20 protein-coding genes are annotated in these 24,724 nt (G+C 71.3%); 11 read left to right on the top strand and 9 right to left on the bottom strand.

All coding sequences use genetic code 11. The features are described from left to right. The 3 genes from ACFU53_RS32445 to ACFU53_RS32435 all read right to left on the bottom strand — a co-directional run. A partial coding sequence (locus ACFU53_RS32445; protein WP_384000436.1) for a S1 family peptidase occupies positions 1-1,338 on the bottom strand: 1,338 nt, incomplete at its 3' end. A 98-nt stretch (positions 1,339-1,436) separates the two neighbouring features. Further along, on the bottom strand, positions 1,437-1,958 hold the full coding sequence (locus ACFU53_RS32440) for a GNAT family N-acetyltransferase (protein WP_384000434.1): 522 nt from the start codon (positions 1,956-1,958) through the stop codon (positions 1,437-1,439). Further along, positions 1,958-2,797 (bottom strand): SAM-dependent methyltransferase, encoded by an 840-nt coding sequence (locus ACFU53_RS32435; RefSeq protein ID WP_384000431.1) that lies wholly within the window; start codon positions 2,795-2,797, stop codon positions 1,958-1,960. The genes ACFU53_RS32440 and ACFU53_RS32435 overlap by 1 nt, the downstream gene beginning before the upstream one ends. Positions 2,798-3,096: 299 nt before the next feature. Here ACFU53_RS32435 and ACFU53_RS32430 point away from each other — a divergent pair, with 299 nt between their 5' ends. Both ACFU53_RS32430 and ACFU53_RS32425 read left to right on the top strand, forming a co-directional pair. Further along, positions 3,097-3,732 carry an HAD family acid phosphatase gene (locus tag ACFU53_RS32430; protein ID WP_384000428.1) on the top strand — a complete coding sequence of 212 codons (636 nt, stop codon included), beginning with the start codon at positions 3,097-3,099 and terminating at the stop codon, positions 3,730-3,732. Between the two features lie 73 nt (positions 3,733-3,805). After that, positions 3,806-4,192, top strand: coding sequence for a PPOX class F420-dependent oxidoreductase (locus ACFU53_RS32425; RefSeq protein ID WP_384000424.1), 387 nt, complete (start codon positions 3,806-3,808; stop codon positions 4,190-4,192). A 76-nt stretch (positions 4,193-4,268) separates the two neighbouring features. Here the strand turns inward: ACFU53_RS32425 and ACFU53_RS32420 are convergent, their stop codons facing one another. The 4 genes from ACFU53_RS32420 to ACFU53_RS32405 form a co-directional block, all read right to left on the bottom strand. Beyond that, positions 4,269-4,952, bottom strand: a complete 684-nt coding sequence (locus ACFU53_RS32420; protein ID WP_384000421.1) for a response regulator — start codon at positions 4,950-4,952, stop codon at positions 4,269-4,271. Between the two features lie 160 nt (positions 4,953-5,112). Beyond that, positions 5,113-7,116 carry an FtsX-like permease family protein gene (locus tag ACFU53_RS32415; protein WP_384000418.1) on the bottom strand — a complete coding sequence of 668 codons (2,004 nt, stop codon included), beginning with the start codon at positions 7,114-7,116 and terminating at the stop codon, positions 5,113-5,115. A 136-nt stretch (positions 7,117-7,252) separates the two neighbouring features. Beyond that, positions 7,253-7,936: an ABC transporter ATP-binding protein gene (locus tag ACFU53_RS32410; protein WP_384000415.1), complete on the bottom strand. Its 684-nt coding sequence runs from the start codon at positions 7,934-7,936 to the stop codon at positions 7,253-7,255. 27 nt (positions 7,937-7,963) lie between these two features. Next, the gene (locus tag ACFU53_RS32405) at positions 7,964-8,332 is read right to left on the bottom strand and encodes a DUF4333 domain-containing protein (protein ID WP_384000413.1); all 369 of its coding nucleotides are present in this window, start codon (positions 8,330-8,332) and stop codon (positions 7,964-7,966) included. A gap of 162 nt (positions 8,333-8,494) precedes the next feature. Between ACFU53_RS32405 and ACFU53_RS32400 the strand changes: the two genes are divergently transcribed. The 3 genes from ACFU53_RS32400 (at position 8,495) to ACFU53_RS32390 (ending at position 13,154) form a co-directional block, all read left to right on the top strand. After that, positions 8,495-9,751: a sensor histidine kinase gene (locus tag ACFU53_RS32400; RefSeq protein WP_384000410.1), complete on the top strand. Its 1,257-nt coding sequence runs from the start codon at positions 8,495-8,497 to the stop codon at positions 9,749-9,751. Positions 9,752-9,827: 76 nt separating this feature from the next. Then, complete coding sequence (locus tag ACFU53_RS32395; protein WP_384000406.1) at positions 9,828-10,607, top strand: peptidoglycan-binding protein; 780 nt, start codon at positions 9,828-9,830, stop codon at positions 10,605-10,607. 156 nt (positions 10,608-10,763) lie between these two features. After that, positions 10,764-13,154 carry a SpoIIE family protein phosphatase gene (locus ACFU53_RS32390; RefSeq protein WP_384000404.1) on the top strand — a complete coding sequence of 797 codons (2,391 nt, stop codon included), beginning with the start codon at positions 10,764-10,766 and terminating at the stop codon, positions 13,152-13,154. Between the two features lie 54 nt (positions 13,155-13,208). Here the strand turns inward: ACFU53_RS32390 and ACFU53_RS32385 are convergent, their stop codons facing one another. Together ACFU53_RS32385 and ACFU53_RS32380 are read right to left on the bottom strand one after the other, a co-directional pair. Next, a complete protein-coding gene (locus ACFU53_RS32385) occupies positions 13,209-15,119 on the bottom strand; it encodes a phosphatase PAP2 family protein (RefSeq protein ID WP_384000401.1) in 1,911 nt (636 codons plus the stop codon). 96 nt (positions 15,120-15,215) lie between these two features. After that, positions 15,216-16,130, bottom strand: a complete 915-nt coding sequence (locus tag ACFU53_RS32380; RefSeq protein ID WP_384000398.1) for an N-acetylglucosamine kinase — start codon at positions 16,128-16,130, stop codon at positions 15,216-15,218. Positions 16,131-16,381: 251 nt separating this feature from the next. Here ACFU53_RS32380 and ACFU53_RS32375 point away from each other — a divergent pair, with 251 nt between their 5' ends. The 6 genes from ACFU53_RS32375 (at position 16,382) to ACFU53_RS32350 (ending at position 24,654) form a co-directional block, all read left to right on the top strand. Beyond that, entirely contained in the window at positions 16,382-17,503 is a 1,122-nt protein-coding gene (locus tag ACFU53_RS32375; RefSeq protein WP_384000395.1) for an ROK family protein, read from the top strand. Positions 17,504-17,780: 277 nt separating this feature from the next. Next, on the top strand, positions 17,781-19,103 hold the full coding sequence (locus ACFU53_RS32370) for an extracellular solute-binding protein (protein ID WP_384000392.1): 1,323 nt from the start codon (positions 17,781-17,783) through the stop codon (positions 19,101-19,103). Between the two features lie 128 nt (positions 19,104-19,231). Further along, positions 19,232-20,152 carry a carbohydrate ABC transporter permease gene (locus ACFU53_RS32365; protein WP_384000389.1) on the top strand — a complete coding sequence of 307 codons (921 nt, stop codon included), beginning with the start codon at positions 19,232-19,234 and terminating at the stop codon, positions 20,150-20,152. Then, positions 20,149-21,051, top strand: coding sequence for a carbohydrate ABC transporter permease (locus ACFU53_RS32360; RefSeq protein ID WP_384000386.1), 903 nt, complete (start codon positions 20,149-20,151; stop codon positions 21,049-21,051). The genes ACFU53_RS32365 and ACFU53_RS32360 overlap by 4 nt, the downstream gene beginning before the upstream one ends. Positions 21,052-21,053: 2 nt before the next feature. Continuing rightward, entirely contained in the window at positions 21,054-22,772 is a 1,719-nt protein-coding gene (locus ACFU53_RS32355; RefSeq protein WP_384000383.1) for a hypothetical protein, read from the top strand. A 49-nt stretch (positions 22,773-22,821) separates the two neighbouring features. Continuing rightward, complete coding sequence (locus tag ACFU53_RS32350; protein ID WP_384000380.1) at positions 22,822-24,654, top strand: hypothetical protein; 1,833 nt, start codon at positions 22,822-22,824, stop codon at positions 24,652-24,654. Positions 24,655-24,724 lie beyond the last annotated feature (70 nt).

Below are 24,724 nucleotides of genomic sequence, written 5' to 3'. Positions count from 1 at the left end.
GTCCTGTTCTGTGCGGATGAAGCGGGTTGCCGCCAGGGCGACCATGCTGCCTGCGATGACCAGGAGGCCCGGGCCGACGTTGCGGGGGTCGACGAGGCGGTCCAGGAGGTCGGAGGCGGCGCCGATGGACTCGACGGGCTCCACGGAGCCCGGTTCGGCCCCGCCGGGAGCGGCGGCGCCCTGGGAGTCGTCGTCCGAGGAGCCGTCGGCCGCGGCGGTCGGCTGGGCGGCGGACTGGGGCAGGCCGGTCAGCTGGACGCCGAGGTCGTCGAGGGCGTCGGACAGCGGCTGGAAGAACGTCGTACCGCCCGCCTCGCAGTCGCCGTTGCCGCCCGAGGTCACGCCCAGGGCCACGCCCTCCGAGAACATCGGGCCGCCACTGTCGCCCGGTTCGGCGCAGACCGTGGTCTCGATGAGGCCGCTGACCGTGCCCTCGGGGTAGTTGACCGTGGCGTCGAGGCCGGTCACCTCGCCGTTGCGGAAGCCGCTGGTGCTGCCGCTGCGGAACACCCGCTGGCCGACCGCCGCCTCACCGACCGAGGTGATGCGCACCCCGCGGCCGTCGCCGACCGAGACGACGTTGGTCTTGTTGCTCGGCGCGTCCTGGAGGTACTGGACGAGCGAGAAGTCGCCGCCGGGGAAGTTGGACTCGGTCGTCCGGCCGATCTCCTGCTGACCCTGGTCGTCCGCGAACCAGACGGAACCGGCGGGACCGCAGTGCCCGGCGGTCAGCATGAAGTCGTTCTCGCCGTCGGTCACGTTGAAGCCGATCGAACAGCGCCCACCCGTGCCGAAGATCGGCTGGGCGCCGTTGAGCCGCATCGTGTACGTGCCCTCGGTGCGTTCCATCCGCACGGACCCGCCGATCTCCTCGGCGAGGTCGGTCAGGCTCGACCAGTCCTTCTTGGAGACCGTACTGTCGGCCCGCACCACGACCTCGTTGGAGGCGGGGTCGACGGCCCAGGAGGTACCCGACACCCGGGGCGCCGAACGCAGCGCCTCCGTGGCGGACTTCAGGTCCTCGCCGCTGTACTCGACCATCTTGGGACGGGCGCCCGCCTGCTTGACCTCGACGGCCGCCTTCTCGTCGGTGACGGCGACGACCGGGCTGCCGTCATCGGCGATCCAGGTGCCCGCCGTACGCTCGGAGCCCAGTTCGGTCACCAGACCGTTTCCGGTGCCGGACGCGGCGAGCACCGCACTTCGGGTCGCGGGCGGGGAGGTGGTGGGTTCGGTCGCCATCGCCGCCTGCGTGACCATCAGGGCTCCGCAGATCAGTCCACCGGCGGCCGTCAGCCGCGCCACCCGCTTCACGACTCGCCGTCGTGCGTGCCTCATTGCCTGGCTCCCGAACCCCGTCCGACACGGTGTCAACACCGCCAGGGCGTCCGGTCCTTGAGCGCCCTCCTTTCATACGTGCGGCGGCCGGCACATGTTCACCAAACCGCGTCGACGTATCCCAACGTCCGGTTCATGGCGATCGCGTGCGCGTTGGCCGGATGGTGCACCGTGCGGACGGTGCTCACTCCGCAGATCCCGGCGAACCCGATGCCGAACGTCTTCATGGCCACCGAGATGCCCCGGCCCCGGTGACAGACCCGCACCCCGGTCATCTCGTTGAACACGAACCCGGACCTCCGTCGGTCCGAGGTGGCCGCCATACCGATCCACCGGTCGCCGTCGATGGCCAGCACGACACCGCGCGGATCGTAGGCGGGCACCTCGAAGCGGAGCCGGTGGTACTCGTCGTACTCGTGGAACGCGCCGCGCTCCGGGATGTCCGCCGAGCACTCCTTGTTGAGTTCGTACAATGCCCGGCGGTGCTCCGGGGTGTCGCCGAGCTCGGAGAGAGTCGTCAGCCGGATGCCGGAGGTACGGCACTTGTCGACGTACGGCTGGAAACGTGCCAGGTCGAAGTCGGTGACGTCCAGTTGGAGCCTGACCCGGTCGGTCGCCATCAGCGCTTGCCTCCCACTCCGCAGTACATGGCCACTTCCGCCGGTTCCTCCGGAGGGCGGCCGCCGGTGGTGTCCGGACGCCAGCGGGAGCACGAGACGACACCGGGGTCGAGCAGGTCCAGCCCGTCGAAGAAGCGGGCGACCGCCTCCGGCGTGCGCTGGGTGATCCGTGGGGTGCCGTGCGCGTTCCACCACTCGACGGCGGCGTCCACGTCGGGCAGGTCCGGACCGGTGATGGTGTGCGACAGCACCAGATGACTGCCGGCGGGCAGGGCGTCGACGAGCCGGCGCACGATGCCGTACGGATCCTCCTCGTCCCCGATGAAGATCACCACGCCGAGCAGCATCACCGCGACCGGCCGGGTGAGATCGAGGGTCCGGCCGGCGTGTTCGAGGATCGAGTCGACATTGCGCAGGTCCTCGTCGACGTGGTCCGTACGCCCCTCGGGTGTGCTCGTCAGCAGGGCGCGGGCGTGCGCCAGGACCAGCGGGTCGTTGTCGACGTAGACGATCCGCGACTCCGGCGCGATCCGCTGCGCCACCTCGTGGGTGTTCTCCGCCGTCGGCAGTCCCGTGCCGATGTCCAGGAACTGCCGGATGCCCAAGTCGGTGACCAGATGCCGGACGGCCCGCCCGAGGAACAGCCGGTCCGCGCGGGCGTAGTCGCCGATGCTCGGGTGCAGTCGGCGTATCTCGTCCCCGGCCTCCCGGTCGACCTCGTAGTAGTCCCCGCCGCCGAGCCAGTAGTTCCAGATCCGCGCCGCCGCCGGCCGTGTGGTGACGATGCGGCTGTTCAGCGGCGAGGAAGGGAAGTCCGAGGCTGCCGGGTTGTCCGTCACGGCATCAACTCCTGGATCTTCTGTGAAGGTGCTTCATCCAACGGGCAATGTAGACCTGTCGGTTGGCCTTTGCCGACAGTTCGGCGATCTTCACAGGGGCCGGGTTCGACCGGTGCCCCCGAGCGCCGCCCGGCTTCGCGCGAGGGCTTCCTCGTGGCCGCCGAACAATGATCGTCGAGACCCCTCTACTAATCAGTAACTTTTAGGTAGTCTCCCGGCCACCAATGGGCATGACCATGACGAGCGCGGCGAAGGTTCCGACGACCTCGCCGCTTTGACATGAGAAAAAGGGGACGAACATGACAGCAAGCGGTGTGGGACGCCGCATCACCACGGTCGCCGCGGTGGCCGTACTGGGTCTGGGTGCTTCGGTGGGCGCCGCGGTTCCGGCCGCCGCCGCGCCGAGCGAGGCGGCGGTCAGCGCTGCCGCGGCCGCCGAGGTGGGCTACGCGACCTGGCAGGCGGACGTGAAGGCCGTCATCGACACGGCCACTCCCTACATTCAGCAGCGCACCGCGAACTCCTCGGGGCAGAAGCTCGCCATCGTCTTCGACATCGACAACACGACGCTGGAGACGCACTACACGCCCTGGTACCAGCTGCCGACCCCGGCGCTGAAGCCCTCCCTGGCACTGGCCAAGTACGCCAAGTCCCGTGGGGTCGACGTCTTCTTCGTCACCGCCCGCCCGGGCATCATCGAGAGCGTCACCGAGTGGAACCTGGAGACCGTCGGCTACCCCGTCGACGGCCTCTACGTGCGTGACCTGCCCGACCTGTTCGCCGAGGTCTCCGCCTACAAGACCGCCTCGCGCGCGGACATCGAGTCGGACGGCTACACGATCATCGCCAACGTCGGCAACAACACCACCGACCTCGTCGGTGGCCACGCCGAGCGCACGTACAAGCTGCCCGACTACGACGGGCTGCTCGACTGACGCCGCCGCACCGTTCGTTCCTGGGGGTACGGCCGCCGGTTCCCGCCGACGGCCGTACACCTAGACTCCCGCCATGGCCGACGACACCTCGCTCGACGCGCTCGGCGCGGGCAGCTACCTACTGATCACCACTTACCGCAAGAACGGCACCACCGTCCCGACACCGGTATGGGTGGTGCGGGACGGGGACGCGCTCGGCATCTGGACGGTCGCGGACTCCTGGAAGGTCAAGCGGATCCGGAACCGCGCCGATGTCCTCGTCGGCCCCTGCGACCTGCGTGGCAATCCCACCGGCGACTCCGTCCCCGCCCGCGCCGAGATCCTCGACGCGGCGGGTTCGGCCGCCTACCGCAGGCTCATCGCCCGCAAGTACGGTGTCCTCGGCCGCCTCACCCTCCTCGGCAGCCGTCTGCGCCGGGGCGCCGACGGGACGATCGGCATCCGTGTCACGCTGACGTGAGCCTCCGTCAGGCGTAGAAGGGGCCGGGAGCGGTCCAGGTCGTCCTGCCGAACACGTTGCCCTCGCTGTTCTTCCGTCACGAACGGTCGCCCGCGTGCCCCGTCCGCCACGCCCACGCCGCGATCTCCACCCGGTTCCGGGCGGTGAGCTTGAGCTGAATGCTGCCGAGGTGGGTCTTGACCGTGGAGAGGGAGACGAACATCGAGGCGGCGATCTCGGCGTTGGTGTGGCCCAGGGCGACCAGGCGTACGACGTCGAGTTCCCGGTCGGTCAACGGCTCCTGGGGGCGCGGCGCTTCGGGGCCGGGGACGGCCTCCTTCTCCGCCGTGACGTGCTTGAGGAGCCGGACCGTCACCGACGGCGACACCAGTGAGTCGCCCACCGCCGCCGCCCGTACGGCCTCGGCCAGCAGGGTCGGCCCGGAGTCCTTGAGGAGGAAGCCGCACGCGCCGCCGCGCAACGCCCCGTAGACGTACTCGTCGAGGTCGAACGTGGTCACCACGACCACCCGCAGCGGATCGGTCACGCCTGGACCGGCCAGCAGCCGGGTCGCCTCCAGGCCGTCCAGTCTCGGCATGCGGATGTCCAGCAGGCACACATCGGGCCGCACCTCGCGGGCCAGCCGCACGGCCGTCTCGCCGTCGGCGGCCTCGGCGACCACGGTGATGTCGGGCTGCGCGTCGAGGAAGAAACGGAAGCCGGTGCGGACCATGTCCTGGTCGTCGGCGATCAGCACCCGGATCGGGCTGCGGTCGTTCATGAGCGCATCATGCCTGAGAGGAGAGGAGAGGAGAGGAGAGGAGAGGAGAGGAGAGGAGAGGAGAGGAGAGGAGACAGGGGGAACCCGGGGGAGGGGAGGGAGTGAAGGTGTGTGGTCCGGGGACGTGCCGCGGACCCGGACCGGTCCTCCGTCCGCCCCGTCAGTCGGGGTCCTGCGTCCGCTCCGCCGTCACCTTCCGCAGCAGCGGCCTGCTCCCGGCGAGCGCCGCGAACATGGTGACCGTGCCGAGGCCGACGCAGAGGGCGAGCCGCACCGCCCCCGACGAGTCCGCCTCCAGGTGGAACATCTCGTTGACCTTCATCCCGGCGTAGATCCCGGTCGCTGTCGTACCGCCGGCGAGGACCAGCAGGGGCAGCGCGGTCTCCCGCATCCGCGCCCGGTCCAGCACTTTCAGCGGCGTTCCGGCCAGCCGCAGCAGCCCGTACACCCGGCGCCGGTCGAGCACCGTGGCCGCCGCGGTGAGCCCGGCGGAGGAGGCGGCGACCAGGTAGCCCAGGGCCAGGACCGCGAGCCCCATATCGCCGATGAGCCGGGTCGTCGTGTCGCCCTCGGCGTTGACGTAGTCCTGGGTGAACGGCAGGTTCCCGGGGGAGAGGAAGGACAGCGCGGTCGCCGCGGTGTCCATCTGCTCCTGACCGCCGCGCACCTGGACCACGACGCCCTTGTCGCCGTTCAGCATCCCGTCCCATGCGTCGGCGTCCGCCGTCTCCACACTCGCCTTCACCTTGGCCTCGGCGAGCAACTCCCGTGCCTGTGCGGCGAGTTCGCGCGGGTTTCCGTGATCTGCGCGCACCGCCACCTGCCCCGGAAAGTCGTAGCCGACGATGCCGACCTGGCCGACGGTGAAGAACCCGGCGACGAGACCCGCGAGGACCAGACCGCTGACCGTGCGCCAGGCGCCGCGCGGATCGTCGCTGAGCCGGCGCGCGGCCAGCAGCGTCGCCGGTCGGCGCGCGAAGCGGCTCAGCAGCCGGCCCAGCATGTCGACGACCCAGGGGCCGAGGGTCCAGAACGCCCCGTACACCAGGACGATCAGCGCGAGCGACCGGCCGGTGGTCAGCCCGCCGCCGTGGGCGCTCATCGCCACGTACAGCCCGATGGCGACGAACAGCACCAGCCGGATCAGCTTCGTCCGGCGCGGATCGGCCTGCTGGGCCACGCCCAGCGGGGAGCGGGCCACCCCGCGCAGCGTGGTCATGGCACTGACCGACGTGAGCACGGCCACGAGCGCCACGACCGCGAGCAGCCAGATCGGGCCGACCCACAGCTGTCCGGCATACCAGGTGCCGATGCCGTACGGCACCCGCGCGAGGACCGGCAGCAGCAGGGCGTACGCGACCGCGCCGAGGAAGCCGCCGGCCAGGCCCACCGCCGCCGACTCGGCGCCGGTCATCGCCAGGATCTGCCGAGGTGTCGCTCCGGCCAGGCGGAGAGCCGCGAGCCGCTGCTCACGGCGTGCGGCACCGAGGCGTCCGGCGGCCGAGGCCAGCACGATCACGGGGACGACGAGGAGGGCGCCGCCGAGCACCGAGGCCTGCTGGTCGAAGGAGGTGAACACGCTCGGTTTGATGCCGGTGAAGCCGGAGACACGGGCGCGGGCTGCGAGGGTGTCGAGGGCGCTGCCCTCGGCGGCCTGGGTGATCGCGGGGTCGGTGGGGGTTCGGCCGATGACCGCGACGAGTTCCTCGGGGGCGGCGAGACCGGCCTCACCGATCGTGCCGTGGTCGGTCTTGGTGGGGAAGCGGTTCGCGAGCTGCTCGGCGGGCAGCTCGCGCATCAGCGTCGCCAGGGCGGGGGAGAGGTAGGAGTGGCCGGGGGCCGGGAATCGGTCCAGGCCGGGTGGGGTGGGGGTCGTCGGTCGGTTCGGGAGCTGGGCCAGGGAGACGACGGTGACGGGGTGGTGGTCCACGTACGTCGTGCCGAGCGTCTGGACGGCGGTGGCCTGTTTCGCCGATACGCCGTCGGGGGTGCGCCAGGCCGTTCGGTCGGCCCGGGTGCCGGAGCCCAGGTAGGCGGCGAGGAGCGTCAGGAGGACCAGGGCGCCGGCGGCTGCGGCCGCGGCGGAGAGGAGGTGGCTCTGCAGGCCGCGCCTCCCGGACGAGCGGGCCAGGTGCCAGGTGAGTGGCAGGACGGGGGAACGCATGTTTGGTCTCCGGGGAGATTCGGGTGCCTACGAGCTGGGTCGGTTCGGTGGGATGGCGGGTGCGGGTTGTCCGGGGCTGGTCGCGCCCACGCGGCGGAGCCGCATATCGATACAGCTCCGCGCCCCTACCGGGCGCTCACGCCACCGTGTACTGGCTGTAGCCGCTCACCCGGCCGTCCCTCACCTGGAGGATGCGGTCGCAGTGGGCGGCCACCTCGGCGTCGTGGGTGACCATGACCAGGGAGGCGCCCTGGTCGCGGGTGACCGAGGTGAGGAGGCGGATGACCTCCTCGCCGGTGGACTGGTCAAGGGCGCCGGTGGGCTCGTCGGCGAACACGACGTCGGGTTCGACGGCGAGGGCGCGGGCGATGGCGACGCGCTGGGCCTGGCCCCCGGAGAGCTGGCCGGGGCGGCGGTGCTCCAGGCCCGCGAGGCCGAGCGGGGCGAACCAGCGGCGGGCCCGCAGCACGGCCTGGCGGCGGGGCATGCCCTCCAGCATCAGGGGGAGGGCGACGTTCTCCTCGGCGGGCAGCTCGGGCAGCAACTGGCCGAACTGGAAGACGAATCCGAAGCGCTTGCGGCGCAGGGCGCTCAGCTTGTTCTCGCCCCAGTGGTCGATGCGTTCGCCGCGCAGCAGCACCTGGCCGTCGTCGGGGCGGATGATGCCGGCGAGGGTGTGGAGGAGGGTCGATTTGCCGGAGCCGGACGGGCCCATGATGGCGAGGGACTCGCGCTCGGCGACCTCCACGTCCACGCCCACCAGCGCGCTGGTGGGGCCGTACTTCTTGATGAGGCCGTTGCCGGCCAGGACGGTGCTCATGAGGGTGACGGTTCCTTTCCGGTCGGACTAGGCGCGCTCGAACTTCCAGGTGACGCTGGAGGCATCGGCCTTGACGACGGTGACGGGGATGGACAGGTCCTTGCCGTCGCCGTCCTTCGCGGTGCACGTCACCTTCGCGCCGGCCACCGCCTTGAGGTCGGGGCACTTCAGGTCGGACGTCTCGCCGCCGATCCAGGGCAGCGGGCTGTACTTGGACGCGATGCGGCCGGCCGCGATGGTGCCGCTCAGCCCCTGCTGGCCGTCCACGGTCACGGCGCTGTACTTGTCGAGCCCGGTGGTCGATTCCGTGCCGCTCATCGCGTAGGTGAGGGCTCCGCCGCCGACGGCCACGGCCGCCACCGCGACGCCGGTGATGATGAGGGGCTTGCGTTCCATGAGGTGCTCCTGGTGGAGAGAGGTGGGGTTGCGGCACCCAACCTCTCCCGGCGGCGGGGGCGCCCGCCTCGGCCGAACGGCCAGGCCTCACGGCCCGCCGGACGCGCTCCCTCGGCCGTACGGCCGATACGGGGGCCACCGGGGCTGCCTACTGTGATCCGCGTGAACCTCGTGCTCGACACCAAGGAACCCGCGGGCGGCGACCCCGGACGGCCGGTGCGCCCCGCCAAGCCGGGCTGTGTACGCGTCGGCGGCATCGTGGTCCTGCTCCTGGCCTGCGGCTCCGACTTTCTCCTCCTGGGGCTGGAGGAGGACACCGCCTATCTGTGGCTGCACCTGTTCGCGCTGGTCGTCGGCCTCGCGGCGCTGCTGTGGCCCGAGCGCCACCGGCCCGCCCGGCTCACTCCCCAGGTGCGCACGAGTGCCCCCGCCCTGGCCGCCGCCGCGAACGTGGTGATCCTGCTTGTGGCCCAGGAGAAGGGCGGTTTCGGCCCGGGCCAGGCGGCCGTGCTGCTGTGCCTGCTGGTCGTCGCCGTCCGCAACTGCCCGCCCGGCTGGGCGCTGGCCTGCGGACTCCTCGACGGTGTCGTGCTGCTCGCGCTGCCGCTGCCGTACTACGCCGTCGAACCGGACGCCAGCCTCCTCGGCGTGACCGCGCTGTTGCTGCTGTTCGGCGGGGTCACGGCCGCCCTCGCCGCCTATCTGCGCACCCTGGACCACCGCCGGACCCAGGTCGTCACCGAGACCCGCCGGGCGGAACGCCTCGCCATGGCCGCCGACCTGCACGACTTCGTCGCCCACCACGTCACCGGGATTCTGGTGCAGACGCAGGTCGCGCGGATGATGGCCACCACCGAACCCGAGCGTCTCGATCCCGTTCTCGCGGGCATCGAGCGGGCCGCGACCGAGGCACTGGCCTCGATGCGCCGCACGGTCGGTGTGCTGCGCGATCACGACGACGGGTCCGAGCCCGGGACCGCCGACCGGCGCCCGGTCGGGGATCTGGCGGGCATCTACGAACTGGTGCGCGGCTTCGACGGTGTCGGCGGTGTCGACGGGCGCGCGGCCGTGCTGCGCCACGACCCGTCCGTTCCCGACGACCTGCCGCACGAGGTGCAGGCCGCCGCCTTCCGCGTGGTGCAGGAGGCCCTGACGAACGTCCGCCGGCATGCCGCCGACGCCACCGAGGTCACCGTCGCCCTCCGTTACGCCCGCGGTGACCTGGAGGTCTCGGTGCGCGACGACGGACGCGGCGGTACCCGGCTGCCGGAGGCGGCCCGGGGTGGCGGCTTCGGCCTCGTCGGTCTCACCGAACGTGTCACCGCGCTCGGCGGCCGGATCCGGGCCCGTCCGCGCGAGGACGGACCCGGCTGGGAGGTCGTCGCCGTGCTTCCCGCCGCCCCCGTGACCGTCGGGTGAGCTGAACCTCCCGGCCCGGCTTCCCGTATCTCCTCACGGGGATGGCGGGAGACCGCGTGCACGGAAGGAGAACAGCGTGTCGAAACCGCCCGAACCGGGCCGGACGGCGAAGCGTCCCACGATCGAGCCGACCTACGTCATGCGCCGACGCAGGACCGAGGCCCTGGCTGAGCTGCTGCGTGAGTTCGAGCAGTACAAGGGGACGACCCCCCCGAACGACGAGTACGAGACCGTCGCCGTACCACCGACGCCGACACCCGCGCCGACGCCGACACCCGCGCCGGAACCGAGGCCCGCTCCCGAGCGGATCCTGCCCCGGACGGAGTACGAGACCGAGGAACTGCCCCCGGTCATGGTCGGCGAGGACTTCGGCTCCGGCACGGTCCCGCGCGGTGAGCGACGGCAGCGGCGGCGTCCGGTGCCCGGCGGCGGATCCGGCCTGAAGCGTGCCGCGGTGGTCGTCGGCGTCGGCGCGGCGGCCCTGATCGGCTTCGGCGCCGCGCTCCTGCTGCCCGGCGGCGACACGGAGAAGGAGGCGCGCACCGTCACCCCGACGCCGACCCCGTCGGCGCCCGCGACGTCCGCGACGTCCGCCCCCGCCCAGAACGCCGACGTCGACCCGGACGGTGCCGGCACCCTCCGCGAGGGCGACAGCGGCACCGAGGTCTCCGAACTCCAGCAACGGCTGCTCCGTATCCCGAATGTGTACGACAACGGCTCCACCTCGGGCCAGTACGACGCCGTACTGAAAGAGGCGGTGGCGCGCTTCCAGCTCTGGTACGGCATCCGGGGCGACGAAACGGGCGTCTACGGCAACGACACCCGCCAGGACCTCGAATCCCGTACCCCGCTCTAGCTACGGCTAGGGCCTGTCGTCCGGATCACGCCTGGGCCGCGGGGCTCGGCACGCACTCCCTCACTGCCAGGCCCTGGCCCCGTGGCGGGCCGCGTACCCGGTACGCCAGGGCGTATCCGGGTTGATGCCCCGCCTCGGACGGACCATCCTGGCCATATGGTGACGAAGGCGTCCGGCGCGTCGCGGGCTGCCAGGGCCGGTGAGGCGATGGCGGTGGTCGACGCGCGCGGCCTCGTCGCGGGGTGGAGCGAAGGGGCCCGGCGGCTCACCGGGTACACCGCCGGGGACGTGACCGGGCGGCCGGCGGCGGACCTCGTCGACGGGGACGCGGCGGCGGTGTGGCGGACGTTGCTGACGCACGGCGACGCGGTGGTGGGACTGCGTTACCGGGACGGTCGGCGGCAGAAGGTGGCGCTGCGGATCTGCCCGCTACGGGGCGGGGAGGACGAGCGGCGGCGGTTCGTCGTCCAGGCGACACCCGACCAGGCCGAGCGGGGCCTCGGCGAGCTGGCCTTCAAGCAGGCCTCGATGTCCATGTCGATCTTCGACACCGGGCAGCGCTATCTGCGGATGAACGACTGGGCGTGCCAGGTCATGGGTCAGCCCGAGGAGGAGTTCCGGCACCAGTACTTCCCCGACACCGTGGAGGACGCCGAGCACAGCCGGGGCTTCCTGCGCCATCTGGAGATCGTGGCGGAGACCGGGCAGCCGGTGCACTACGAGAGCTGGACCCGCTCACCGTCCGGCCGACGCATGCACGCCTGGAGCTTCGAGATGTGGCCCGTGCGGACCCGCTCCGGCGAGCTGATCGGCACCGCGCTCGCCGGGTTCGACAGCAGCGAGCAGTTCTGGGCCCGCCAGCGCCTCGCCCTGCTGAACGAGGCCGCCGGGTCCATCGGCACCAAGCTCGACGTCGTCCAGACCGCCCGCGAACTCGCCGAGCTGGTCGTACCCCGGCTCGCCGACTTCGCCAGCGTCGACCTCCTGGAGTCCGTGCTCCAGGGCGAGGAACCCGAGACGGTCCCCGTGGACGGCGGTGTGCAACTGCGCCGGGCCGCCCACCACTCCCGTACACCCGGTGCCCCGGAGGCGGCGATCGGCCTGGGGTCCGCCGATGTCTACCCGCCCGCCTCGCCGCCCGCCCGCGCCCTGCTCACCGGGGCGCCCGTGCTCGCCCGCACCGGCGACGACGCCCTCGACTCCTGGTTCGCGCAGCACGGCGCCCGCTCCGCCAAGCTCCAGGAGGCCGAGGACCACGACCTGTCCCTGATGGCCGTACCGCTGGTCGCGCGCGGCACGACGCTCGGCGTGGCCGTCCTCGTCCGCATCCTGACCCCCGAGCACCCCGACGCCTTCGACCAGGACGACGTGTCCCTCGCGGAGGAACTCTCCAGCCGGGCGGCGGTCTGCGTCGACAACGCCCGCCGCTACACCAGGGAACGCACGACAGCGCTGGCGCTCCAGCGCAGCCTGCTGCCCAAGACGGTCGCCGGACAGGCGGCCGTCGAGTTCGCCTCCCGCTACCTGCCCGCGCTGTCGCAGGCCGGGGTGGGCGGCGACTGGTTCGATGTGATCCCCCTGTCCGGCACCCGGGTGGCGCTGGTCGTCGGGGACGTCGTCGGCCACGGCATCCACGCCTCCGTCACCATGGGCCGGCTGCGCACGGCCGTGTGGGCGCTCGCCGACGTCGACCTGCCGCCCGACGAGCTGCTCACCCACCTGGACGACCTCGTCGAGCACCTCGCGGCCGGTGACGGCACGGGCGACGGGGAGATCGGCGCGACCTGTCTGTACGCGGTGTACGACCCGGTCGACCGCAGCTGCTCGATCGCCTCGGCCGGACATGTGCCGCCCGTGGTGGTGCGGCCCGACGACAGTGTGGAGGTCGTCGAGGTGGCGGCGGGACCGATGCTCGGCGTCGGTGGACTCCCGTTCGAGGCGACGGAGCTGGAGCTGCCCGAGGGCTCGCTCCTCGCCCTCTACACCGACGGTCTGGTCGAGGCCCGCGACCGTGACGTCGACACGGGCACCGCCGCCCTGTGCGCCGCGCTGCAAGAGCCGGTCGACAGCCTGGAGAGCGCCTGCGACGCCGTACTGAAGGCGCTGCTGCCCGACACCCCGGCCGACGACGTGGCCCTGCTGCTCGCCCGCACCCGCGCCCTCGACGCGGAACAGGTGGCCGTCTGGAACCTCTCCGACGACCCGGCGCTGGTCGCCAACGCGCGCAAACTGGCCACCGAACAGCTCACCCGCTGGGGCCTGGAGGAGGCCGTCTTCGTCACCGAACTCGTGGTCAGCGAACTCGTCACCAACGCCATCCGCTACGGCGGCGCCCCCATCCAGCTGCGGCTGATCCGTGACCGCACCCTCATCTGCGAGGTCTCCGACGCCAGCAGCACCTCACCCCATCTGCGCCGGGCCCGCACCTTCGACGAGGGGGGCCGAGGCCTGCTCCTCGTCGCCCAGCTCACCGACCGCTGGGGCAGCAGACCCAGCGGCGCGGGCAAGACCATCTGGGCCGAGCAGGCCCTGCCGCCGAGCCTGTAAAAGGTTGTTGGGGGCGGCGCGAGCCACCCCCAACAACCCTGCGTACGAGGGAAGTTACTTCTTCCGCAGGCGCACCGACGCACCGTGCGCGGTGAAGACCTGCTCGGCCGTCCAGCCCTCGACGGCCACGGAGACCTCGGCGAACCGGCCCTGCAGGGACCGCGCCTCGACGACCTCGACCGTGCTGCCGGAACGCGGGGCCTGCTCGGCGTCGAAGCGGACCACCAGCTTGCTGCCCCGCTCCAGGACCGCGTGCCTGTCCACCACGAGGGCCGGGTCGGTGGCCCGGTCCAGCGTCACGTCGAGGACACCGGCCTGCGCGTAGGCGCCGCGTATGCGGACGGTGTGGTCGCCCGTGGCCAGCGTGCCGCCCTTCACCCGGACGTCACCGCGGCCGAAGGCATCCTTCGAGCCCGCCGCGAGGACACCGGCCTCCACGACGGTGTCGCCCTTGTACCGGTTGGCGCCGGCCAGCGTCAGCGAACCGCTGCCCTTCTTGACGAGGCCGCCCGAGCCGTCGAGGTCGTTGCGCCAGGTGTCGGCCGCGTTGAACCCGCCGAGCGCGGCATCCAGCGTGACGGTGACATCCGCGTCGAGGGCGCCGTAACCGTCCGCCGCCGCGAACAGGTTGAGCCGGCCCCACTGCTCCCAGCCGTCCAGCAGGACGTACCCGGACGGCAGCGCGGTCGTGCGCAGCACCTCGCGCCGCTGCGCCGCGTCGAGGTACGGCAGCCGCGTCTCCAGCAGGACCTCGGCGCCCTTCGGCACGGTCAGGTCCTCGGAACGACCGCGCCGGGTCAGCACGTACGTCAGCTTCGGCTCGACCACACGGGCGTTGGCCTGGCGGTCGGCGTACCGGTCGTCGGCGTCCGAGTGCGCGTGGGCGAACAGCGTGTCGGCGGTGGTGCCGGTCTTCGCCTGGAAGTACTCGGCGGCCTGCTTGCGCGCGGCGGCCTTCAGGGCGGCGTTCTTCGGGTCGGCGAGCGCGGCGGCGGCCAGCGCGGTGGCCATGACCCGGCCGCCGAGGACGTCGACCGGGGAGTGCATGCCGGACATGATCCGGGTGTGGCTCAGCTCGAAGGCGCGGGTCACGATCTCCTGGAACCGCTCCGGGACCGCATACGCGAACGCCAGCGCCGCCAGGTGGAAGGCGTTGGTGTGGCCGCTGGGGAAACCGCCGTCCTCGGCCGGGTTCTCGCCGCGCTGCCGCAGCAGCTGCGTCACGACGACGACCTCGGAGTCGTAGACCGGGAACCCGAGCTCGTCCTTCTTCCCGGTGTCGACGACCTCGCTGTCCTCGTTCATCCGCCACGGACGCGGGTACTGGAACGTGAACTTGGCGGGGTTGCCCGAGGCGAACGGGCCGCGCACGGTGTCGACGAGCTTCGCGACCTGGCCGAGGTCCGAGGTGTACGAGCCGGCGCCCAGCGCGGAGCCGGCGGGCGCGTCGGCCGGCACGGCGTCGTTGATCTTGGCGGCCGGGATGCCGTCGGGGGCGGCGGTGATCGAGGTGACCGCCTTGGCGCCCGAGCGGTACAGCTCGGCCAGCGGGCCGAGCGCGTTGATCATGGCGTAGCTCTGGTGCTGCCGGTCGTAGACGAACGCCTCGCGGGCCTGCGCCTCCGTACGGCGGCGGGTGAGGCGCTCGCAGTAGCGCACGTTGGCGCGCAGGATCTCCGGCAGCAGCGGGGTGCCGGTGTTCCAGGCGCTCCCCGTCTTCCAGATCTCGGCGAAGCCGCCGAGCGCGCGGACCACGGCGTTGGTCTCGGGGGTGAGGTTCGCCGTGATGTTGGTGGTGTAGTCGTCCACGAACGGGGTGAACGCGGTGGCGGCCTTGTCCTCGGCCGCTGAGGCCTGCCACATGGTCGCGAGGGTCGGAGCGGCGATCAGGCCGGCCGAGACGCCGAGGGAGGTCCTGAGGAAGACACGGCGGTTGAGTCTGTGGTGCCCGGCAGATGACGGCATGGAGCGCCGCTCCTTTCGCGGTGTGATGAGCGGGTGCGGGCTGAGCGTGGAGTTGACGAATGACCGGTTGATGTCCGGTCGGCGACCGGACGGTGATCAGCGGGTGACCGGTCGGAGGAGAGTTCGTGCGAGTGTCAACGCCCCTTCGACCGGCGGCACTTGAAGCACATGCGGTCGCGCGGACGGTACAGCGTCCACGAGCGATTCGGCGAATGCCGAGTACAGGGCGGGCCTGGCGAGGATCGTCCCGCCGGCCACCACCACGTCGTCCACGAAGACCCCGCGGGCGGCGAGCCGCGCCACGAGCGAGGCGAGCGCGCGGCCCCCCTGGGCGATCACTCGGTGGGCGAGAAGAGAGCCCTCCTCGGCGGCCTCGAACACCACGGGCGCGTGTCGGCCCCAGTCGGCGGACACGTCTGCCGCGGCTTCCAACGCCCCGCCGAGAGCCGGGACTTCGCTCACCCCGAAGGCGGCGACCAGCCGGTCGGCGAGCGCGTCGGGTGCCTCGCCCCGGTCGTGCGCCGCCCACACGGCACGGGCCGCCTCCCGGACCAGACCGGCGCCGCCGCCCTCGTCGCCGAGGACCGCGCCCCAGCCGCCGACCTGCACCGAGGTGCCGTCGGCGGACCGGCCGACGGCCACCGAACCGGTGCCTGCGACCAGGCCCACCCCCCGGTCGAAACCGGCGGCGGGCACCAGCAGCTCGGCGTCGCCCACCACCAGGCACGGCACCTGAAGCCGTTCCTGGAGGGCGAGACGTATCCCCTCGCACTGCCGGGGTGTCTCGCAGGCGTGCGCGCCGACGGCCACGGCGGACGGGAGGGTGTGCGCGGGCAGCGCCTCCCCGACCAGCGTGGCCAGCCAGGCGGTCGCGGCCGCCGGGTCGTGCGGCCGCCAGCCGCGGCTCGCACGGATGTGATCGGCGACGGAGTCCGTCCCCGTGACAGCACGGAGATGGGTCTTGGTGCCGCCCACGTCGATACCGACCGCGACGGGCGTGCAGTCCTGCACGAAAGGCCTCTTTCGTCGTTGCGTTGCGATGGCGCAGCGACGGCTGGGCGAAACCGTGCCTGGACACACAGGGTCTGTGGGGGGTGCTAGGGAAGCCCCGGGACGGGCCTCTGTCGGTGCGGTAGGCGAGTACCGCTTGACTTCGTTAGGAAATTAACTAACGAATAAGGGTGCGTCAAGGGTTCGGACCCGGATACCGCACGACCGTGCGGCCGGATGATCGCGGTACGACTGGCACGACTGGGGAGAGCATGCAACTGAGCGAGAGCGCCCGCGCTGTCTTCGCCGTACTGGCCGCGTCGAGCACCGCTACCCGCCCCCAGCTGGCCACCGGGGCGCGCCTTTCCAAGCCGACCGTCTCCACCGCCGTGGCGGAACTGGAGGCGGCCGGCCTCGCCGCCCGCTCCGGCACCCTCAACGGCGGAACCGGCAGGTCAGCGGCCGTATATGATCTCGGGCTCGCCGCCGGCGCGGTGCTCGCCGTCGACCTCGGCCCCAGCGTCACCCGGGTGCGGGTCTGTGCCCTGGACGGCACCCTGCTCGCCGAGGGCACCGGCCTGCGGGCGGACACCGTCGACGTGGTCGCGGACGCCCTCTCCGGGCTGTCGGCCGGGGCGCCGCTGCGCGCCATCGTCGTCGCCGTCGGCGATGTCACCGTCCAGAGCCGGGAGGGCACGGCCGTACGCCCTGCCACCGCCAAGGCGGGCCCCATCTTCGACGCCCTGACCGTGGCCCTCCCGCCCGGAGTGCCCGTCCACGTCGAGAACAACGTGAACTGCGCCGCCCTGGCCGAACTGCACGAGGGCGCCGCCCGGGGCCGGGACACCTTCGGCTATCTGCGGATCGGCGTCGGTATCGGTCTCGGTGTCGTCATCGGCGGCCAGGTGCTGCGCGGGGCGAACGGCGCCGCCGGTGAGGTGGCCCGGCTGCCCTACCCGTGGGACGCGGACCGCGAACCCCGCCACGAGGGCCTGGAGGCGCACATCGGCGCGGGTTCCCTGCTGCGGCGGGCGGCGGACGCCTGGCGGGGCGCGGACGACCCCTGCCCGGACACCGTCGACGGCCTGTTCGCGCTGGCCGACGCCGGACACACCACGGCCTGCGCCGTCGTCGGCCGGCACGCCGCCGACGTGGGCAGACTCGCCGCCGCGGCGACCGCCGTCCTGGATCCGGGCCTGATCGTGCTGGGCGGCGCCGTCGGCTCCAAGCCCCGGCTGCTGCCCGGCGTACGCGCGGAACTGGCCCGGCTGAGCTGGCCCACCGAGGTCGTGAGCAGCGCGCTCGGCGACAGCGGCACCGTCGTGGGGGCCAGTCGGCTGGCCGTGGCCCGGGGAATCCAAACCGTGACCGGAGGGGCGGCGATGAAGCATTGACGGACTCCACCGGCATCTGCCAATGTCCGGACAAGCGCTTTCTAAGTCGGCCGGGACGCCGACTTGGGGTGAGCCTCCCGCCCGTACTCGACGTACGGCAACCGCACGAGGGCGTGCCCGTGCGGTGACGGCCAGAACGGCCGGGGATCCCCGCCCCGCGTGGACGACGCGGCCGGGCGAGGCCGTGCCCCCCGGAAAGCAGCTTTCCTGCAAAATGCACCCGTGCCGCCTCGGTCGGCGCCGTGCTCCGTCCCCTACCGAAAAAAAGGGATCGAAGATGACCACTGTGGGTGTGCGGCGCTCTCGCCGACTCGGCCGCGGCGGTATGCGCCGCCTGGCTCCCCTCGCTGCCGTTGCCACGGCAGGTGCCCTGCTGCTCTCCGCCTGCGGAGGGGGATCCGACTCGGGCGGGACCTCCAAGTCGCTGACGTTCTGGATCTCCACGGTTCCGGGGCAGGACGCGGGCTGGAAGAAGATGGTGGCGCAGTACGAGAAGGAGACCGGCGTCAAGGTCAAGCTGGTCAACATCCCCTACGACGGCTACGCGACGAAGCTGCGCAACTCCGCGCAGGCGAACTCGCTGCCCGACGTGGCGGCCGTGCCGGCGCTCGACCCGATCTGGTCGAACAAGCTGATCGACCTCAGCGACATCGCCAACAACAAGACGAACAAGATCAACGCCAACTTCGTCGCCAAGGACTCGTCCGGGAAGGTGCTGTCCATCCCCTCGGACGTCACCGCGTCCGGCATGTTCATCAACAAGTCGCTCTTCGAGAAGGCCGGCGTCGACTACCCGACCTCGCCCGACAAGACCTGGACCTGGACCGAGTTCATCAAGGCGGCGGACGAGGTCCGGGAGAAGACCGACGCCAAGTACTCCCTGACCTTCGACCAGTCGCCGTCCCGGCTGCGCGCCATGGTGTACGAGATGGGCGGGAAGTACGTCCACGCCGACGACTCCGGCAAGTTCTCGGTGGACGCGGCGACCAAGAAGGCCGTGAACACCTTCGTCGGATGGAACGACGACAAGACCATGCCGAAGTCGGTGTGGACCAGCGGCGCCGACCCGTCGGCCATGTTCCAGAGCGGTGACGTCGTCGCCTACTGGTCCGGCGTGTGGCAGGTCGCCGCCTACGCGGAGAGCATCACGAAGTTCGAGTGGGCGAGCATCCCCACTCCCGCCCAGCCGGTGCAGGCCAGTGACGTCAACAGCGGCGGCATGACGGTCGGCTTCAACAACAACGCCGACGCGGCCGCCGCCGCGGAGAAGTTCCTGTCCTGGCTGTACGAGCCCGACCACTACCAGGCGCTGTGCGAGGCCTCCGGCTTCCTGCCGGTCGAGAGCGGTCTGAACCCGAAGTACCCCTTCAAGTCCGAGGCGGCGCAGGCGGCGTTCAAGCTCTACAACGAGTCCATCCCGCTCTACGACCCGATCTCCGGCTACTTCAGCGGCGCGCAGACGAACTGGGTGCTGAAGGGCAAGAGCCTCGCCGACGACCCGACCAAGGCGGAGCTCGGCAAGGCGATCAACGGCGAGCAGTCGGCCGACAAGGCCCTGCAGAACATCGTGGACGGCTACAACCAGCAGGTCGGCGGCTGATCACAGGCCGACAGTCCCGGGCGGCGGGGTCGAGACACCGCCGCCCGGGCCCGCGGACCCCACCCACGTGATGCCGGGCTCATGGCCTGAGCCCCCAGGATCCATTCCCCCAGCACGGAGTCAGGAAGATGACAAAACGCGCCCCGGACGCTTCGGACGTGTCCGTGAGCCCGCCCAGGAGACGAAGCAAGTACACCCTCGCACCGCTCGTCCTCATCACGGGCAACGTCGTGCTCTTCGCGCTGTTCTTCGTCTGGCCGGCGGTGATCGGGCTCGTCTACTCCTTCACGAACTACACGGGCGTGGGTGCGTTCCAGTTCGTCGGACTGGACAACTACCAGAAGCTGCTCGGGGACTCGACCTTCTACTCCGCGACGACCCGCACGCTGCTGTACACCGTGCTCTTCGTCCCGCTGAACTTCGTGTTGTCGCTGCTCATCGCCAACGTGCTGGTGAGCAAGCACGCCAAGGGCGCGTCGGTCGCCCGCATCTTCTTCTTCATCCCGTGGCTGCTGTCGCCCATCATCGTGGGTGTCCTGTGGCGATGGATGTTCGGTGAGAACTTCGGACTGGTCAACTACTTCATCGAGAAGGTCGGCGGAAGCGCCGTTCCCTGGCAGTCGAACGCGGACCTGTCACTGCTCGTGGTCGTGGTGGCGGCAGCCTGGGCCTGGACCGGCTTCTCCATGCTGCTGTTCATCGCGGCGATCAAGAACGTACCGACGTCGTACTACGAGGCGGCGGCGCTCGACGGCGCCGGTCCGTGGCGCCAGTTCATCAGCATCACCCTGCCGAGCATCGCCCCCACGTCCTTCATCGTCATCCTGCTCAACACGATCCACGCGATGAAGGAATATGCGGTGTTCGCCTCCCTCAACAACGGTGGACCCGGAACGTCGAACAACCTGCTGGTCCAGTACATCTACCAGACGGGGTTCAAGTCGGGCCAGATCGGCTACGCGAGCGCCGCGTCGTTCGTGCTCATGCTCATCCTGATGGCCGTCGCGGTGATCCAGATGATGGTCAACCGGCGGGTGGAGAACCGATGACAACCACAGACATGCCGCGCAAGGTCGACGCCGACTCCGTACGGGCCGTCTCCAAGAAGAGGCCCCGTGGCTCGGCAACCGGAGGGCTTCGGCGCGCGATCGCCCCGACCACTCTGCTGTGGGTCCTGGCGGGCCTCTACGGGATCCCGGTGCTGTGGTTCGTCCTCAGCTCCTTCAAACCGGCGGGAGACCTGTTCTCCCTTCCGCTGACGGTGTTCCCGGACGATCCCACCGTGTCGGGTTACAAGGAGGCGTGGGCGAGCGCCAACTTCTCCGGGTACTTCGTCAACACGATCATCGTGTGTCTGATCGCGACGATCCTCACGGTGGGAGTCAGCTGCTGTACCGGGTACGCGCTGGCCAAGTACGACAACAAGTGGCTGAAGGCCTTCTTCCTCTGCATCCTCGCCACCACGATGCTGCCGGCCGAGGTCATGCTCGCCCCGCTGTTCCTGGTGGTCCGCGACCTCGGCTTCTACAACTCCCTCTCCGGCATCATCCTCCCGGCCCTGCTCACCGCGACCGGCTGCTTCATGTTCCGCCAGTTCTTCCTGACGGTCCCCGACGAGCTCATCGAGGCCGCCCGCATCGACGGCGCGCGTGAGCTGTCGATCTTCATGCGGATCATGGTGCCGCTCTCCCGGCCCATCATGCTGACGCTCGCCATCCTGTCGTTCCAGTGGAGGTGGAACGACTACATCTGGCCGCTGCTGATGCTGAACGACCCCGAGAAGTTCACGGTGCAGATCGGCATCCAGAGCCTCGTCGGCGCGCAGAACATCAACTGGTCGGTGCTGCTCGGCGGATCGGTCATCTCCATGGTCCCGCTGATCGTCGTCTTCCTGGTGTTCCAGAAGTACGTCATGAACGCCGACATCAACGCCGGACTGAAGGACTGACCTTGCCCACCCCGCTCGACCACGAGTTCGTCCGGTCGGCGGCCCGCGCCGCCGACCGGACGGCCGCCCCGCTGGCGGCCCGCCCCGACGAGGAACCCGCCGGTGTGCCGCACCGTGGTCTGGCGCGGCGGGTGAAGACCCTGGTCGCGGCATACCGTTCCCCTGACTCGGCACTGCACGGCAGCGGCCAGGCCGTCGCCGCCATGACGACCCACCTCCGCGCCCTGCGGGCCACGCAGACCACCACCGGCCTCTTCGCCGGCGGCGACAACGTGCAGTCACCGCCGGACTCCGCCTTCACCGTCAACGACGTGTGCGACGCGCACGTCCTCGCCGCCGGCGCGGGGCCGGAACTGCGCGACGTCACGGCCGCGCTCGCCGGGATCGCCGGCGCCGCCTTCGACAGTCTCCTGACGGGTGGGGTGCACACCCCGAACCACCGCTGGGAGCTGTGCGCGGCGCTGGCCCGGCTGCACCGGTCGTTCTCGGACGACCGGCTGCTCGACCGCGTCGAGGAGTGGCTCGCCGAGGGCGTCGACATCGACGCGGAGGGCCTGTACTCGGAACGGAGCGCCAACTACGCGGCCCATGTGTCCAACCCGTCGCTGCTGCTGCTGGCCGAAGTGCTCGGCCGCGCCGACCTGCTGTACGCCGTCGAACGTAATCTCGCCACGACCCTGGACCTGATCAGGCCGGACGGCACGGTGGAGACCGTCCACTCGCGACGGCAGGACCAGTACCAGCCGTTCCCGCTGGCGCCCTACCTGCCGCACTACCGGCTGCTCGCGATCCGCACCGGCCGGGGCGACTTCGCCCGGGTGGCGCGGCTGGCGGCCGCCGGCGGTATCGACGACCCCGACCTGCTCGCCGAGACCCTCCTCACCCCGGACCTGTGCCGCGCCCTGCCGGCCCCGACCGCGGAGCCCCTTCCGCGCGACCGGTACCTCACCACCGCACGCCTCGCCGCACGCGCCTCGGCCACCGCGCACACGGTGGTGTACGGCGGCTCCGACGTGCCCGAGCACCGGCGCATCCGCTCGGGCCTCGCCTGCAACCCCACCTTCCTGCGCCTGTTCGCCGGCGACGCCGTCCTCGACGCGGTCCGTCTCTCGCGGGGCTTCTTCGACCTGGGCCCGTTCCGCGCCGCCGACATGCAACAGCCCGCCGACAACCGGTACCGGCTCACCGAAACCCTCACGGCCGGCTACTACCAGCCGCTCTCGAAGGACCAGAAGCGGGACGACGGCGTCTACCGGCTGGTGGACGAGGGACGTTTCTCGGCCTCGATGGCCTTCCCGGACCGGCCTCGGGACGAGGTCTCCCACACGACCCGCGTCGAGGTGGACTTGCGGGAGGACGGTGCCGACCTGCGGATCGACATCAGCGGACCACGGGTGCCCTGGTCCCTCGAACTGACCTTCCGGCCGGGCGGCGTGCCAGAGGGCGCCGTACCGATCGGCGACGGACGCTGGTGCCTGACGACCGGGACGATGACCTACCGGGTCGGTGACGACGAGATCCGGGTCGAGGCCGGCATCGAGGCGGGCGAACCGCTCGCCGGGCCGGACCGGAGCGAGGTACTGCGGTACGACCCGGGTCAGGACTACTCCGTGGTGGGCGGCACCGACGCGACGACCGGGAACCGTGTCTACATCGGTGGACTCGGCCCGCACACGCTGACCGTCGCACTGCGCGCCCGCCGGCTTGCACCCGTCGTGTGACTCCGCCGAACCACGTCATGGCCACCCCAGGCATGAAAGGCTGATCCCCGTGTACCTCCCACGTCAGCTGGGTTCGCTGCACGACCTGCCGGACACTCCAGAGGCGTACGACGCGGTCCTCGCCGACGTCGTCGAGCAGGCCCTCGCGCGCATCACGCCCGAGGGCAACCTCGAACACCCCGACTGCGTCGACGACATCGGCGACACCTCCCTCGGCATCACCTCTCTGCTGGCTCTCGCCTGGCACCGCACCAAGGACCCGCGCCTGCCGGAGGCCGTCCGCCGCAGCACGGACTTCCACCTCCGGGAACGCGTCTACACGGACGACAACCCCGGCTACCCGAACCTGCGCGTGCGCAACTCCGGGTACCCGTACGCCCGTTACACCCTGGCACCCGGCGCCCACCCCATCGGCGACTGGCCGAGCACGGTGTGGGCGCTGCTCCAGGCGGTCAACCTGCTCGACCTCGCCGACGGGCTCCTCGACGAGGAACAGACCGACGCCGTACGGGAGATGGCGCGCGGCTACTGGCGCTGGCTGACCCAGGCGACGTTCTTCAACCCGCAGGACGCGGCCAACCAGGCCATCGGGTGCGTCGTAGGCGGCCTGATGCTCGCTCGTCACCTCCCGCGCCACGATGCCCAGGGGATGCGGAACGGGGCGAGGGCCCTGTACGCCAGCATGATCCAGCGCAACCAGGTGTGGGATCGCGGCGCACCGCTGCCGCCGGAGCACGGTGGCGCGTACGACAACAACTACGGCCCGATCTCGCTGTCCTTCCTCGCCCAGGCCCACCGGGTCACGCGGTCGGAGGTCTTCAGCCAGGACGGGGAGGCCCTCGCCCACTACCTCGACGCACGCCTCACCACCGGCGGCTTCGACTTCGGCGGCCCCCGCTACAGCGAGCAGCACTCCGGCTTCGAGTCGGTCCTCGGTCTGCGCTACTTCGGTCACCGTATCGGCGCCGACCTGGGCCGCTACCGGGGCGACACCCTCTGGGGCCGGCACGCGGTCAAGCCGGACGGCGGTGTCGACGGCCACTTCGCGTGGATGCTGGTCTGGCAGATCCAGGACACCACCCCCTGGCACCGCACCCCCTCCACGCGGCCGTCCAGGCACCAGCTGCGGGCGGGCGGGGTCTCGGTCGCCTTCGACTCGAAGATGACCCCCTCCCTGATCGAGGCGGACGGGACGTACCACCTCCCGGCCGCCGTCGACCGACAGCACGGCTTCGGCCCGGTCGTCGACGGCTTCCTGCTCTGCCGCCCCATGGGCGAGACCCGCGTCCGGGACGTCCGGGCCGACGGCCTCACGGCCAAGCTGGTCACCAAGCCGGTCGTCACCCGTGACCACGTCCTGCGGCACGTCCAGTCCCTGTACGTCACCGACGGCACCCGCCTGTGGACCACGGTGGCCGTCGAACGACTCCCGGGCGAGCCGTACCTCCTGGCCGGACTGCCGTATCTGTCGGACGACGGAGACGGCCTGCGCCGGATCGCGGACGCCGAGGTCACCTCCGCCGGCGACCTGCGGCTGACCCACCCGGCAGCCGAGGGCCCGGAGTTCTTCGACGCCCGCGCCGACACCACCCAGGAACTCGCCGCCTTCGCCCTCGCCGCCGACCCCCGCGGCTACGGCAACCCCGACGAGGGCTGGTCCCACCTGGTGGCCTCCACGGCCATCGAGGCGACGCCCGCACCGGGAGCACCGGACGACCTGAACGTCTTCGCCGTGCGCTACGGCGGCTCCGGCGAGGTCTTCGACCCCGTCTTCACCCGCACCCCGGAGGGCCTGAAGGTCCGCACGGAGGCGTTCACGGCCGTGATCGGCGACCCGGCGGGCGACGAGCGGGGCGAGCCGACCCTGACGCTCCGCGCCTGAACACCGGCCTCACACCAGCAGCCCGACGTTCCTGACGACGTCGGGCTGCTTCATGTCCACCCCTCCGGCG

This window comes from Streptomyces sp. NPDC057474 (genome assembly GCF_042802555.1).
Lineage (GTDB): Bacteria > Actinomycetota > Actinomycetes > Streptomycetales > Streptomycetaceae > Streptomyces.
This window is presented reverse-complemented; position numbering and strand designations above follow the sequence as displayed.